The following is a 14180-nucleotide window of genomic DNA, read 5'->3' as shown; positions in this document are numbered from 1 at the left end:
CAGTCGAATCAGGCCTTGAAGTTGGCGCGCAGCGCTTCAACGCCACCCTTGTAGACACCGGCGAACAGCTCCTCCACCGCCTCGTCCGTGGTGCCCGCCGACGGGGTGAACACCCCTGACCAGGTCACCTTCGACGACGTGTCAGTCAAGGCTTCGATCTGCAAAGTCGCCAGGTACGCACTCACCGGAAACGGCGACTGCTCGATGGTGTAGCTGTAAGTGCGCGCCACATTGTCGAAGGTCTGCAAACGCTCGACGATGACGCCACCGTCGGCAGTTGTCAGATGGCGCAAGCGGCCACCTTCGCCAGGTTCGCTCTTGGCGATCAGCGGCAACCAATCCGGCAGGCTGTTGAAGCCGCCCACCAATTGCCAGACCTGATCGGCCGATACAGGGATTTCAATTACTGCGGATGCGGTTGGCACGGTCAATCTCCAGAAGTCATGGAAAACGTCGCCCAGACTGCCACGCCTGGCGCGTCATTGCATCCATTCTGAATGCTCGGATAAGGGTGTGGCTGACGCATCGCAATCGGGGGCAAGCCCCCTCCCACAGCATTGACTGTGTGGGAGGGGGCTTGCCCCCGATTGCAGTGGGTCAGGGCCCACAGGTTTCAGCTCAATGGCGCTTGAGGAACGCCAGCATCAACTGGTTAACCTGCTCCGCCGCCTCCAACTGCACCATATGCCCCTGCCCCGGCAGGATTTCCACCTGGGCCTCCAAGCCTTGGGCATGGTTGGCCGGGATAATGGCGTCGTCGCTGCCCCAGATCACCAGGCTCGGCTGTCGACCGACAACGTGGCGCACATCCACCTTCTGCCGCCCGCCGTCGAACAGCGCCCCATTGAGCTGGCGCAGCGCCTGATCCACGCCCTCCAACCGTTTGAACTTGAGCATGTCCTCCAGCATCTGCCGCGTCACCAGCGCCGGGTCGCTGAAGAGTTGCACCAGTTGCGGCTTGAGGGCGTTGCGATTGTTAGCGTCGGCGAACCCTTGCAGATAATCGCCATTGATGTCGGCACCCAGGCCGGCGCTGGCGATCAGGGTCAGCGAGACCACGCGCGCGGGTGCCTGCTCGGCAACGGTCAGGGCCACCAGCCCGCCCATGGAATGGCCGGCCAGATGCACGCGGTCCAGCTGTAGATGATCGAGCAAGCCCAGCACCGCCTCGCTTAATTCAGCCGCCTCGCCGCTGCGCAGGGTCTTGCCCGACTCGCCATGCCCCGGCAGGTCCAGGGCGATCACCCGGCGCTCGGCGGCCAGGGCCGGTTGGTTGAACAGCCAGTTGTTCAGGTCGCCGCCAAAGCCATGCACCAGCACCAGCGGCGTGCCGCCTTCGCCGAGGTCCAGATAACGCAGCAAGCGCCCGCCCACCTCGACTTTTTGCGCGCTCGGCCCGGCCGTTTCGGCCTCGGCGGCATTGGACACGAACCCGGCCTGGAAGCCTTCGATCACCGCATCGATCTCGGCGTCGCTGGCCTCGCCTTCCACCACCACACCGAGCAAGGCACCCACCGGCAAGGTCTCATCGCTCAGCGCCAAGACCCGACGCAACACACCGCTGAACGGCGCTTCCACACTGCTGGAAATCTTGTCGGTCTCCACATCCAACACGGCCTCGCCCTTCTCCACTCGGTCGCCGGGTTGCTTGAGCCAGATATCGATACGCCCTTCGGTCATCGACAGCCCCCACTTGGGCATGGTCAAGGTATGGATCATGCGGCGTTCCTCTTGTCGGCGATTTTCAGCACGGCGGCTTCGATCTTGGCGGCGTCGGGGATGTACAGGTCTTCCAGCGCATCGGAAAACGGCACAGGCGTGTGCGGCGCGGTGACCATTTCGATGGGCGCGCGCAGCGCAGCGAAGGCCCGCTGCGCCACCAGGGCGCTGATGTCGGTGGCAATCGAGCAACGCGGGTTGGACTCGTCGATCACCACCAGGCGCCCGGTTTTCTCCACGCTTTCCAGAATGCTGTCTTCGTCCAGAGGGCTGGTGGTGCGCAGGTCCAGCACTTCGCAATCGATGCCTTGGCGCGCCAGGTTGGCGGCGGCTTCCAGGGCGATATGCACCATGCGCCCGTAGGTCACCAGGGTCACGTCGCGGCCTTCGCGCACAAAGTTGGCCTCGCCGAACGGCACGGTGTACAGCTCTTCGGGTACTTCGCCTTGCAGGCTGTAGAGCATTTTGTGTTCGAGGAAGATCACCGGGTCGTTATCGCGGATCGCCTGGATCAGCATGCCCTTGGCGTCATAAGGGGTGGCCGGGCACACCACTTTCAGGCCGGGAATGTGGGTCCACATCGAGGTGAGCATCTGCGAATGCTGGGCGGCGGCGCGCAGGCCGGCGCCGTACATGGCGCGGATCACCAGGGGCGTGGTGGTCTTGCCGCCGAACATATAGCGGAACTTGGCCGCCTGGTTGAGCAATTGATCGAGGCAGCAGCCGATAAAGTCGACGAACATCAATTCGCACACCGGGCGCATGCCCCGGGTGGCGGCGCCTACGGCCATGCCCACGTAGCCGACCTCGGACAGTGGCGCATCCAGCACGCGCTCGGGAAACTCTGGGTACAGGCCCTTCGTGACGCCGAGCACGCCGCCCCAGGCGTCCTGCTCGCCGGGCGAACCGGTGCCGCCGGACACGTCCTGGCCGATGATAAACACGCTCTGGTCGCGGCGCATTTCCTGGGCCAGGGCTTCGTTGATTGCCTGCTGATAGCTGATTTTGCGAGCCATGAAATTCTCTCCGGGTCTTGTTGTTATTAGCGGTAGGCGACGTAGACATCGCTGAGCAGATCGGCCGCCTGGGGCTTGGGATCGGACTTGGCCAGGCGCACGGCGTCTTCGATCAACTGCGCGACTTCGCCATCGATGCGCTCGAACTGCGCCGCGTCCAGCCAGCCTTCGACCTGGCAACGCTGGCGGAACAGCGCCAGGCAATCCTGGGTCTCGCGCAGGTTTTTCACTTCATCCGGGCCGCGATAGGTCTGGGCATCGCCTTCGAAGTGGCCGTAGAAACGGCTCAACTTGACCTCCACCAGGGTCGGTCCCTCGCCCCGGCGCGCGCGCTCGACGGCAATGCCCAGTGCGGCATGAACGGCGAAGAAATCATTGCCATCGACGATCACCCCCGGCATGCCGAACCCCACGGCGCGCTCGGCGATGTCTTTGCACGCTACCGACCAGCCGGAACCGGTGGCTTCGGCGTAGCCGTTGTTTTCAGCAACGAACAGGCAGGGCAGTTTCATGATCGAGGCCAGGTTCATCGCTTCGAACACCGCGCCCTCGTTGGAGCCGCCATCACCAAAAAACGCCACGGCCACGCCCTGGCTGCCCTTGAGCTTGGAGGCCAGCGCCGCCCCCGCGGCCAACGGCGCGCCGGCGCCGACGATGCCATTGGCGCCGAGCATGCCTTTCTCCTGATCGGCGATGTGCATGGAGCCGCCCTTGCCGCCGCACACGCCGGTTTTTTTGCCGTAGATCTCGGCCATCATGCCGAACACATCCACGCCCTTGGCGATGCAATGGCCGTGGCCACGGTGGTTGGAAGCAATGCAGTCGTCATCGTTGAGATGGGCCATGACCCCAGCGGCACTGGCTTCCTGGCCGGCATACAAATGCACGAAGCCGGGGATCTCGCCGGTGGCGAATTCCACATGCAGGCGCTCTTCGAAATCACGGATGGTGCGCATCACGGTGTAGGCATGCAGCAATTGATCGGTGGACAGGTGGGTGGACATCTTGTTGTTCTCCAGGTTGTCTCGACACACGAAAGGCTGGCGTCGGCCAGCTACAGGCCACTCAGCACAGCCTGTGCCAGAACCGGCAAAAACCTGGCAAAGCCTTGATCCAGAGCAGTGCGGCGACCTTGAACGTGGGTGGCCTGCCCACCCAGAATGAGACGCTGCAGCGCAGCCCGCCGCCGCTGTCTCAGGGCAAATGAGACGCTGCGTCTCAGCGCCGGCAATCGGTCAGGTCGGCCTTGTCCGCCCGCGCGCGCAGGCGCTTAATGGCAGGCATAACAACAACGCGTGAGAACCGGAGGCCTTATGCTCGCCGCGAACTCCAGAGAGCACGTCGACTGCGTCAGTCGCGTGGTCCGCAATGCCGATCGCCTGCCCCAGGCACCGGTGCCGTCGCTGATTTTCGATTCCTGGCGCCGCTCCATGGAACAACACCACCTCGACCCCGGCTCGCTGCAAGGGCCACGCATCCTCAGCGAACCCTTGCTCAAGGAATGTCGCGAGCGCGCCGAGCTGTTTATGCGCATCGCCAGTGAAGAGGTCGGGCAACTGCACCACCGCGTGCGCCATGCCGACTACTGCGTGATGCTCACCGACGCCCAAGGCCAGACCCTCGACCATCGCGTCGACAGCCGCATTCGCAACGATTGCCGCAAAGCCGGCCTGTATCTGGGCACCTGCTGGTCGGAAGCCGAAGAAGGCACCTGCGGCGTAGCCACGGTATTGACCAGCAAGGCAGCGGTGACCGTGCACAAACGCGATCACTTCCGCGCGGCCTTTATCGACCTGACCTGCTCCGCCGCGCCGATCTTCGACCCCCAGGGCAACCTGCTGGGGGTGATGGATGCTTCGGCGCTCCAGTCGCCGGACGACCGCCGCAGTCAGCACCTGGTGCGCCAGATGGTGGCCCAGAGCGCCCAGGCCATCGAGAATGCATTCTTCATGCACAGCGCCCGTCAGCACTGGGTGCTGCAAGCCCACAGCACCCCCGGTTATGTGGACAGCCAGCCCGACCTGTTGCTGGCCTGGGACCAGGACGGGCGCCTGCTGGCCCTCAACAGCAAGGCACGCCAAGCGTTGCGGCGGCGCTTCGGCCAGGTGCCGGCGCATATCGGCGAGGTATTCGACTTGGATGCCTTGCGGGCGGTGACCGACCAGCGCACCCAGCAGTTGAACTGGCTAGGCGAACCCGGCGCGCTGCATGTGCGGGTCAACACCCCCCAGCGCCCTCGCCCGCGCACGGCCCCCAGCACCCAGCTCGACCCTCGGGTGGAGGAGCATCTGCGCCTGGCCGTGCGGGTCAAGGACCGCAACCTGCCGGTGCTGGTGCAAGGCGAGACCGGCGCCGGCAAGGAAGTCTTCGCCCGCCAGCTGCATGAGCGCAGCGCGCGACGCCAAGGCCCGTTCGTGGCGGTGAACTGCGCGGCGATTCCGGAAAACCTGATTGAAAGCGAGCTGTTCGGCTATGTGGCCGGGGCGTTTACCGGCGCCTCCAGCAAGGGCATGCCAGGCCTTTTGGTGCAGGCCGATGGCGGCACGTTGTTTCTCGATGAGATCGGCGATATGCCGCTGGCATTGCAGACCCGCTTGCTGCGGGTGATGGCCGAGGGGGAAGTGGCGCCCCTGGGGGCGGCCAAAACCCGTACGGTGGATATCCAGATGATCTGCGCCAGTCACCGCGACTTGGCGGCACTGGTGAGCGAGGGGCGTTTTCGCGAAGACCTGTACTTTCGTCTCGGCTGTGCCCGTGTGAGCCTGCCGCCCTTGCGCGATCGCACCGACAAACTGGCCCTGATCCACCGTCTGCTGGCCCAGGAATCCCATGGCGGCGCGGTCTCGCTGGGCATCAGCCAGGCGGCGCTTGAGGTGCTGTTGAGCTATGGCTGGCCGGGCAATGTGCGCCAGCTGCGGCATGTATTGGCGTACGCCTGCGCGGTGTGCGACGGCGATACCCTGCAATTGGCGGACCTGCCGGTGGAAGTGCGCGGCGAACAGGTCGCGGCGCCGGCAGAACAAAGCGCCAGCCCGGAACGGCAAGTGGTACTGGATGCACTGATCCGGCATCGCTGGAAACCAACACCGACCGCCCAGGCGCTGGGCATTTCCCGAGCCACCCTGTACCGCCGAGTCAACCAACTGGGTATCGACATGCCCGGCAAGGCTTCCCTGACACAGTGAGGACGCTCATAGCGGCGTGTCAGTGACACACCTGTTGCCTGAGCGAAAGCTATCGGGGGCAAGCCCCCTCCCACAGTGGGATCTCGCTGTCGCAGGTCAATGTGGGAGGGGGCTTGCCCCCGATGGCGGTGGGTCAGCGAAAAAAATACTAATTGAACCACCATCAGCGCAGGCGTTGAGCGATCAGCGGTAGACCAGCCCACCGTCGATCAAGGGCGACTGCCCCGTCATGTAGTCCGCATCCGGCCCCGCCAGGAACGCCACCAGCCCCGCCACATCCTCCGGGGTTTCTGCGCGGCCCAGGGCGATGCCGTCCACGTATTGATTGAAGGTCGCGCCCACCTCGGCCCCGGTGATCTCGGCCATACGCTTGTCGATCTCCACCCACATATCGGTGCCCACGACGCCCGGGCAGTAGGCATTGACGGTGATCCCCGCGCTGGCCAGTTCCTTGGCCGCCGCCTGGGTCAGCGCACGCACGGCGAACTTGGTGGCCGAGTACACGCCCAGCAGCGCAAACCCTTCGTGACCGGCGATGGAGCAGGCGTTGATGATCTTGCCCTTGCACCCCAGCGCCTTGAATTTCTTGCCGGCGGCCTGGATGCCCCACAACACGCCCTGCACGTTGATACCCAAGGTGCGTTCGACCTGTTCCGGGGTCACCTCCAGCAGTGCATCGATCTGCGCCACCCCGGCGTTGTTGACGATGATGTCGAAGCCGCCCAGGGTCTGGTGCGCATGCTCCACCGCCGCCACCACCTGTTCGCGCTTGGACACATCGGCGATAAACACCGATGCCTTGCGCCCGATGGCCGTGATTTCGCTGGCCACGGCGGCGAGTTTGGCGCCATTGATGTCCACCAGGGCGATATCGGCGCCCTCCTGAGCCAAGCGCAAGGCAATGGCCCGGCCGATGCCCTGCCCGGCGCCGGTGACCAGCGCAACTTTTCCAGCGATACCCATGACGATCTCCTGTACGAATGAGAGAAGCCTTGTCTATCGCAGCTACACCAGGCGGCTGTCGAGGCCATAAGGCTGCGGCGAGTGGGCTGAGACGGGACGTCTCACTTGTAAAACCGAGCCGTAATGCCTAGCTTATGCGCCCCCTGCCCCGCGCTCTAAGGCCCTGCCCATGGTTTTGCGTTTCCGCCCTGTCGCCTCTTCTCGTGTTGCCCTCGGTCTGCTGCTCAGCGGCGGCATCGGCCATAGCCTGGCGGCCGAGCTCGAACTGCCGGCGGTGCAGGTCCAGGGCCAGGAAACGTCCGGCTATCGCGCCGAGACGGCCTCGGTCGGCGGCTTCAATGAAGCGCCGCTGCTGGACACTCCGGCGTCGGTCAGCGTGTTCAACGCCGCGCTGCTCAAGGACCAGCAGGCGCGCCTGCTCAGCGAGGTGCTGCGCAACGATGCGTCGGTGGGCGAGAGCTATGCGCCCATCGGTTATTACGAAAACTTCGTAGTGCGCGGTTTCTCGCTGAATGCGGCCAGCAGCTACAAGATCAACGGGCGCACCATCACCGGCGAGCAGAACGTCGCCCTGGAAAACAAGCAGCAAGTGGAAGTGCTCAAGGGCCTGTCGGGCGTGCAGAGCGGCGTTGCCGAGCCCAGCGGCGTGATCAACTATGTGACCAAGCGCCCGGAAGACGTGCGCTCGGTGACCGTCTCCACCGACGATCGCGGCAGCGGCTACCTGGCCACCGACGTCGGCGGCTGGTTCGGCAGCGAGCAGCAATTCGGCCTGCGCGCCAACGTCGCCCACGAAGACCTGCATTCCTACGTGGAACACGCCAATGGCCAGCGCGATTTTGTGTCCCTGGCTTTTGACTGGAACATCAGCCCCGACGCCGTGCTGCAACTGGACGCCGAATACCAGAACAAACAACAGCGCTCGGTGCCGGGCTACCAACTGCTCGGCGGCAGCGAAGTACCCCACGGAGCCTCACCGAAAAAACTGCTGGGGCACCAGAGCGGCGCCAAACCGGTGGACATCGACTCGCTGAACCTTAACGGCAAGTTCGAATACCGCTTCAGCGATCATTGGACCGGCCAGCTCAGCGCCGCGCGCAGCAAAGTGGTGATCGATGACTACAGCTCGTTCGCCTGGGGTTGTTATTACATCGGCAGCTGCAATGCCAACACCTTCAGCCCCGAAGGCGACTACGACATCTACGACTATCGCAGCCCCGACGACACCCGGCGCGACGATGAAGTGCAGGCCGCCATGACCGGCCTGTTCGACACCGCAGGCCTGGGCCACGAATTGACCTTCGGCACCAGCGCGTTCCGCCGGGTCATCGACCAGCGCACAGCGGTCAACGAACGGATCGGCAGCGGCAATATCCACCAGGACGCCGCGACCTTCGCCCCCACCGACGTGCCCCTCAACGACAGCCACCGCAGCCTCGACAGCCGCCAGTACGGCCTATTCGTCACCGACCGCATCCGTTTTAACGAGCAGTGGCAAACGGTGCTCGGTGGGCGTGAAGTGCGTCTCGATGAACAGGCATTCGACAGCAACGGCAGCCCGTCCCGCCACACGCAGCAGTATGTGTTCCTGCCCCAGGCGGCGTTGATCTATAAGCCGGTGGACAGCGTGTCGCTCTACACCAGCTACAGCAAAGGCTTGTCTCTGGGAGGCGCCGCGCCGTGGTTCGCGACCAATGCCAGTGAGACCCTGGCACCGACCACCTCGCGGCAGATCGAAGCCGGAGTCAAATACGATTGGCGCCGCATCAGCTTCGCGGCGGCGCTGTTCCAGACCCGCCAGGCCTACCAGTACGCCAGGCCCGACGGCGCCGGCAGCTTTACCTATGTGCAACAGGGCGAGCAGAAAAACACCGGGTTGGAAGTGTCGGCCAATGGCTGGGCCACCGAGCGTTTGCAGATCGCCACCAGCGTGGCGGCGATTCGTGCACGGGTGAGCGGCAGCGGTACAGCAGCCTATGAAGGGCACCAGGCGATCAACGTGCCCAAACTGCGCGCCAGCCTCTACGCCGACTATGCGCTGCCGTGGGTCAATGGCCTGGCGCTGCTGGGTGGCGTGCAATACAGCGCCAAGAAGTACGCCAACCGCAGCGGTAATGTGGAGGTGGGCGATTACGCGGTGGTCAACGTCGGCAGCCGCTACACCACCCACGTCGACGGTTACGAAACCGTGTTGCGCCTGAGCGTCGACAACCTGTTCGACAAGCGCTATTGGCGCGACGCGGGCGAATACCTGGGCGACGACTACCTGTTCCAGGGCGCACCGCTGACGGCGCGCCTGAGTGCCACGGTGAATTTCTAAGACGTTACTTGGGCATCTTGCGAAAGCCCACGGCGAGGCGGTTCCAGCTGTTGATGGTGGCGATGGCCAGGCTCAGATCGACCTGTTCCTGGGCGCTGAATTCGGCAGCCAATGCCGTGTAGTCAGCGTCCGGCGCGTGGGTCTGGCTGATCAGGGTCAGGCTTTCGGCCCAGGCCAGCGCGGCACGTTCGCGTGGGGTGAAAAACGGCGTCTCGCGCCACGCCGACAGCGTGTACAGCCGCCGTTCGGTCTCACCGCCCTTGCGGGCGTCGGCGGTGTGCATATCGAGGCAGAATGCACAGCCGTTGATCTGCGACACGCGCAGGCGGATCAGTTCGAGCAGCGGCAGTTCGATGGACAATTTACCCACGGCGGCTTCGAGGGCGAGCATGGCTTTCATGGCGTCCGGGGAAGCGTTGTAGAAATCGATACGGCTTTGCATGGGGAACTCCAGAACGGTGGGAAGTGGTGGCTAGGTTAGCCACCGGCCCGTGCGGGAGAAATAGCCAATTACGGCGAAGAATGGGTGACCAATGTTGCCCTGTTATCCCCTTACTGCTCCCGCGTCTTGACCTTCAAATGCCGCGCATACCAGGGCCGTTGCGGCACGCGTTTGAACAAGCCCTGCAATGCCTGCTCATCGGCGCCAAAGGTGATCCGCAGCGCGAGTTTCATGGTCTCCGGGTCCATTTCCATCGACTTGCCCATCTGCAGCCCTGGGGTGGTGCTGCACCCATGGGTGTCCGGACCGAGCCACGGGTCGCCCACTTCGACCCAGCGCCCCTGGGCGAACCAAGGCACGCCGTTGACCTCCAGGCGGCTGACCTCGCCGGGGTGGAAGCGCTCGTGGGCGCGAAACCAGTCTTCGACGCGGTCGTCGATCCAGCCGTGGAAGTGCCAGAACACCGGGTTGACGTGGGAGGAAAACGGGTCGCCGAGGAAGTCGTTCTCGGCCGTATACCAGCGTGGCGCGAAGTCCGCCGGGTCGCGGGCAAATGGCACCGGGGCGCCGTTGGAAGGGTCGCGCGGCACCGAGGCCCAGCGCATGTGCAGCCAGTCGTGCAGGCCCAATTCCATTTCAGAACCCAGTTGCCCCAGGGTCAGTTTGGCCAGGTAGCGCGGGTCGCGGTACTGGGATTCCCACACTTGGAAGTTGCTGTGGTAGGTCTCGGCGGCCTTGATATCGCTGACCCATTGGGTGTAATCGCTGTCGTCCGGGGCCGACCAGGTGGGCGGCAGCGCGAAGCCGTCATGGTTATCGAAATAGCGCAGAAAGCCCAGGCGATCGCGTTCCAGGGGCGGTTGCGGCGCGGGGAATTGCGGCCAGGAAGGCAAGTCCTGCATAGCGCGGGCCTTGCCGAGCATATGTCGGTGCATAAAAAAAAAGTCGATACCCGAGCCGTTGCGGTCCTTGCGGTCACCGCGCGCGTCGCGCTCCTGGCCGCGCGGACCAGGCTGCCAACCGATACCGCGCAAGGCATCGCGCTTGTCGTCGGGGAGCTTGTGCCATTGATCGCGGGTGGCGTGCCACAGCTGATGGAACAGGCGATGTTCGGGGGCGATCAACCAGGCCAGCAGGGTCGGGTCCAGGCCAATGCGTTGGCGGGCTTCGGGGAAACTGTGCTTGTGGGCAATAAAACGGTTATCGCGCTCGGTCATGGCCAGGGGGCGATCGAGGTCGAGGATCTGCCCGCTGAGGGTGCTGCTGCCGGCGTTGGCGAAATCGGCCCAGACTTCGTCGAGGGTCATTTTGAATTCGTAGGCCGGCACGCCGTTGGTGGCGTTGCGGTCGATCAGGCGCCAGTAGAGCAAAGCGCCCTCGCCCGTTACCAGATCGCCGAGCACGCGGTAGCGCGGCTCGCCCTCGGCACGCAGATTGGCGGCGGTGTCCAGGTAGCCGCGCAGGCCGCGGCCACGGGGGGCGATGTCCAGCAGCAATTGCAGGCCCTCCAACGGCAGGCCCTTGAGGCCGGCATCGCGACCTTCCAGACGCAGGCTCCACACCCCACGCAAGGTGTTGGCCAGGTGCTGCCCGGCGCTGTCGGCCAGGTCCACCGTGGCTTCGCCGGGAGTGGTGGGCAACGCTTCTTCGCGCGTCAACTCGCGATGGGCATAGAAAGCCGCCGGCACCGCGGCACCTGTGAGCGCCAGGCCGGCGATGAAGCCACGTCGAGAGAGGGTCATTGTCTACCTTAGGAAACGCCTTTATCAGAGCTAGAACGTACGCAGCCCGGGGAAATTTACCGCGCGCCGCCAGCGCCTAAATTTCGCCGCCCATGGCTCGTTCTTCCCTGATAGCGATGGCCTCAACTGACTGAGATGGCAATGACAAAACCACGTTCGAACAAGGCGCTGTTTATCGGCTTGCCGCTGGCGCTGGCCATCGGTGCCGGGGCTGGCTGGCTGGTCTGGGATCACTGGTTCAAAGGCAATGCCGGTTACCCGCTGGCGGTGATCAAGCAGGCCAATGAGCTGCAGAATCGCGTGCTGTCGTTCGACAGCCATATCACCGTGCCCATCGATTTCGGCACCGCCGGCAACGAGGCGGACAAGGACGGTGAAGGCCAGTTCGACCTGGTCAAGGCCGCGCGCGGACGCTTGTCCGGCGCGGCGCTGACGATCTTCGGCTGGCCGGAAATCTGGAACGGCCCCAATGCTCCGCACAAGCCGACCGAAGGCTTCATCGAAGCGGCGCGCCACGAGCAGGAGGTGCGCTACAAGATCATCAGCGCCATGGTGCGCGACTTCCCCAACCAGGTCGCCATCGCCTACACCCCGGATGACTTTCGGCGCCTGCACGGGGAAGGCAAGTTTGCGATTTTCATCAGCATGCTCAACGCCTACCCCTTGGGCAACGACCTGAACCAGCTTGACCTGTGGGCTGCGCGCGGCATGCGCATGTTCGGTTTCAGCTACGTGGGCAATAACGCCTGGTCCGACTCGTCGCGCCCGCTGCCGTTTTTCAATGATTCGGTGGATGCGCTGGATGGGCTTTCGGACATCGGCAAGCAAGCCGTGCAGCGCCTCAATGACCTGGGGGTGATCATCGATGTGTCGCAGATGTCGACCAAGGCCTTGGAGCAAGTGGCGCAGCTGAGCCGTACGCCGATGGTGGCGTCGCACTCGGCACCGCGGGCGGCGGTGGATATTCCGCGCAACCTCAGCGACAAAGAGCTGCAACTGATCAAGCAGAGTGGCGGCGTGGTGCAAATCGTCGGCTTCTCGGCCTACCTGCGCCCGCTCAGCCAACCGACCCAGGACAAGCTCAACCAACTGCGCGCGCGCTTCGACCTGCCGCCGCTGCCCAACCTGGCCATGGCGCTGATGCCGGGCGACGCGATTATCGCCGCCTGGCCGGAGCAGAAGTTCGGCGAGTACGCCAGCGCGCTGTACGCCATCCTCGACGAAGAACCCAAGGCCAGCCTCAAGGACCTGGGGGATGCCATCGATTACACCGTGCGTAAGATCGGCATCGACCATGTGGGCCTGTCGTCGGACTTCAACGACGGCGGCGGTATCGACGGCTGGAACAACGTTGGCGAGATTCGCAACGTCACCGCCGAACTGATCCAGCGCGGCTACTCCGAGGCGGATATCGCCAAGCTGTGGGGCGGCAATTTCCTGCGCGTGTGGGAGCAGGTTCAACACGCCGCCAAGCCTGTGGCGCAACGCTAATCAACCATGAAGTAAGTCCATGACCGACCGTCGTACATTTCTCAAGCACGCTGGGGTGTTGGCCGCCAGCCTGCCTCTGGGCGCCGCCCTTCTACCCCAGGTCGCAGCCGCCGCCCCAACGGACAACCCATGGACGGGTTTCAAGCAATTGTTCAACCAAGACCCGGACTACCTGCACTTTTCCAACTTCCTGGTGGCGTCGCACCCCAGGCCCGTGCGCGAGGCCATCGAACGCTACCGCGTGCAGATCGATCGCAACCCCGGCCTGGCCATGGACTGGGACTTGCAGGAAACCTGGAAGCGCGAAGGCCAGGTGCGCGAATGGGCCGGGCGTTACCTCAAGGCCACGCCGCCGCAGATCGCCCTCACCGGCAGCACCTCCGAAGGCTTGGCCATGATTTACGGCGGCCTCCAGGTGCGCGCCGACCAGGAGATTCTCACCACCGTTCACGAGCATTACGCGACCCAGAACGTGCTGGATTTTCGGGCGCGACAACAAGGCACCCAAGTGCGGCGGATCAGCCTGTTCGAAAACCCCAGCCGAGTATCGGTCGATGAAGTGCTGGGTAATATCCAGCGCGCCATCCGCCCCAACACCCGGGTGCTGGGCATGACCTGGGTGCAGTCCGGCAGCGGTGTGAAGCTGCCCATTGGCGAAATCGGCACGCTGGTGGCCGACCACAACCGCCAGCGCGACGAACGTGATCGCATTCTGTATGTGGTGGATGGCGTGCACGGTTTGGGCGTAGAGAACCTCGATTTCCCGGACATGCACTGCGACTTTTTCATCGCCGGCACCCATAAGTGGATGTTCGGCCCGCGCGGCACCGGTCTGGTCTGCGCCCGCGACCCCGAAAACAAATACGTCACGCCCATGGTGCCGACGTTTTCCGAAGACAAGGACTTCGCCACCATCATGACCCCGGGTGGCTTCCATGCCTTCGAACATCGGTGGGCGGCGGACGAGGCATTCAAGCTGCACTTGCAACTGGGCAAGGCGCCGGTGCAGGCGCGCATCCACGCGCTCAACCGTGAATTCAAGGAACAGTTGCAAGCCCATCCGCGCATCGAACTGGTTACGCCGCACAGTAGCGAGCTGTCGGCCGGCTTTACGTTTTTCCGGGTCAAGGGCCAGGACTGCGAGGCCGTGGCGGCGCACATGGTGCGCCAGCGCGTGGTGATCGATGCGGTGGACCGCGACGTCGGCCCAGTGATCCGCACCGCCCCTGGCCTGCTCAATTCCAGCGAAGAGATCCAACGCTTCATGACCCTGCTCAGCGCACGGGCGTGATGCCTATTTTC

The 14180-nt window shown here is 64.1% G+C and carries 11 protein-coding genes; 4 read left to right on the top strand and 7 right to left on the bottom strand.

Features of this window, described 5'->3' with window-relative positions:
• Nucleotides 1-8: 8 nt before the first annotated feature.
• The 4 genes from ABX75_RS10540 to ABX75_RS10525 all read right to left on the bottom strand — a co-directional run bounded on the left by ABX75_RS10540 (nucleotide 9) and on the right by ABX75_RS10525 (nucleotide 3739).
• Complete coding sequence (locus tag ABX75_RS10540; RefSeq protein WP_034096988.1) at nucleotides 9-425, bottom strand: SRPBCC family protein; 417 nt, start codon at nucleotides 423-425, stop codon at nucleotides 9-11.
• 193 nt (nucleotides 426-618) lie between these two features.
• The gene (locus tag ABX75_RS10535) at nucleotides 619-1719 is read right to left on the bottom strand and encodes an acetoin dehydrogenase dihydrolipoyllysine-residue acetyltransferase subunit (RefSeq protein WP_047881896.1); all 1101 of its coding nucleotides are present in this window, start codon (nucleotides 1717-1719) and stop codon (nucleotides 619-621) included.
• Nucleotides 1716-2735 (bottom strand): alpha-ketoacid dehydrogenase subunit beta, encoded by a 1020-nt coding sequence (locus tag ABX75_RS10530; RefSeq protein ID WP_034096986.1) that lies wholly within the window; start codon nucleotides 2733-2735, stop codon nucleotides 1716-1718. The genes ABX75_RS10535 and ABX75_RS10530 overlap by 4 nt, the downstream gene beginning before the upstream one ends.
• 26 nt (nucleotides 2736-2761) lie before the next feature.
• Nucleotides 2762-3739, bottom strand: coding sequence for a thiamine pyrophosphate-dependent dehydrogenase E1 component subunit alpha (locus tag ABX75_RS10525; protein WP_047881895.1), 978 nt, complete (start codon nucleotides 3737-3739; stop codon nucleotides 2762-2764).
• 309 nt (nucleotides 3740-4048) lie between these two features.
• Here ABX75_RS10525 and ABX75_RS10520 point away from each other — a divergent pair, with 309 nt between their 5' ends.
• Entirely contained in the window at nucleotides 4049-5920 is a 1872-nt protein-coding gene (locus ABX75_RS10520; protein WP_034096984.1) for a sigma-54-dependent Fis family transcriptional regulator, read from the top strand.
• Between the two features lie 183 nt (nucleotides 5921-6103).
• On the opposite strand, the gene ABX75_RS10515 is transcribed toward ABX75_RS10520, so the two are convergent.
• Nucleotides 6104-6883 carry an acetoin reductase gene (locus ABX75_RS10515; protein WP_047881894.1) on the bottom strand — a complete coding sequence of 260 codons (780 nt, stop codon included), beginning with the start codon at nucleotides 6881-6883 and terminating at the stop codon, nucleotides 6104-6106.
• Between the two features lie 169 nt (nucleotides 6884-7052).
• Here ABX75_RS10515 and ABX75_RS10510 point away from each other — a divergent pair, with 169 nt between their 5' ends.
• Nucleotides 7053-9203: a TonB-dependent siderophore receptor gene (locus ABX75_RS10510; RefSeq protein WP_047881893.1), complete on the top strand. Its 2151-nt coding sequence runs from the start codon at nucleotides 7053-7055 to the stop codon at nucleotides 9201-9203.
• A gap of 4 nt (nucleotides 9204-9207) precedes the next feature.
• Here ABX75_RS10510 and ABX75_RS10505 read toward each other — a convergent pair whose 3' ends face one another.
• Both ABX75_RS10505 and ABX75_RS10500 read right to left on the bottom strand, forming a co-directional pair.
• Nucleotides 9208-9645 (bottom strand): carboxymuconolactone decarboxylase family protein, encoded by a 438-nt coding sequence (locus tag ABX75_RS10505; protein ID WP_034096981.1) that lies wholly within the window; start codon nucleotides 9643-9645, stop codon nucleotides 9208-9210.
• Between the two features lie 110 nt (nucleotides 9646-9755).
• Nucleotides 9756-11387 carry a hypothetical protein gene (locus ABX75_RS10500; protein ID WP_047881892.1) on the bottom strand — a complete coding sequence of 544 codons (1632 nt, stop codon included), beginning with the start codon at nucleotides 11385-11387 and terminating at the stop codon, nucleotides 9756-9758.
• 141 nt (nucleotides 11388-11528) lie between these two features.
• Between ABX75_RS10500 and pvdM the strand changes: the two genes are divergently transcribed.
• Both pvdM and ABX75_RS10490 read left to right on the top strand, forming a co-directional pair.
• Entirely contained in the window at nucleotides 11529-12878 is a 1350-nt protein-coding gene (pvdM, locus tag ABX75_RS10495) for a pyoverdine-tailoring dipeptidase-like protein PvdM (protein ID WP_047881891.1), read from the top strand.
• A gap of 19 nt (nucleotides 12879-12897) precedes the next feature.
• Entirely contained in the window at nucleotides 12898-14169 is a 1272-nt protein-coding gene (locus ABX75_RS10490) for an aminotransferase class V-fold PLP-dependent enzyme (RefSeq protein WP_047881890.1), read from the top strand.
• The last annotated feature ends 11 nt before the right edge of the window (nucleotides 14170-14180 follow it).

This window comes from Pseudomonas sp. ARP3 (assembly GCF_001029595.1).
Taxonomy (GTDB): domain Bacteria; phylum Pseudomonadota; class Gammaproteobacteria; order Pseudomonadales; family Pseudomonadaceae; genus Aquipseudomonas; species Aquipseudomonas rhodesiae.
Note: the sequence above shows the minus strand (reverse complement) of the source record. Positions and strands in the feature narration are given on the sequence as shown.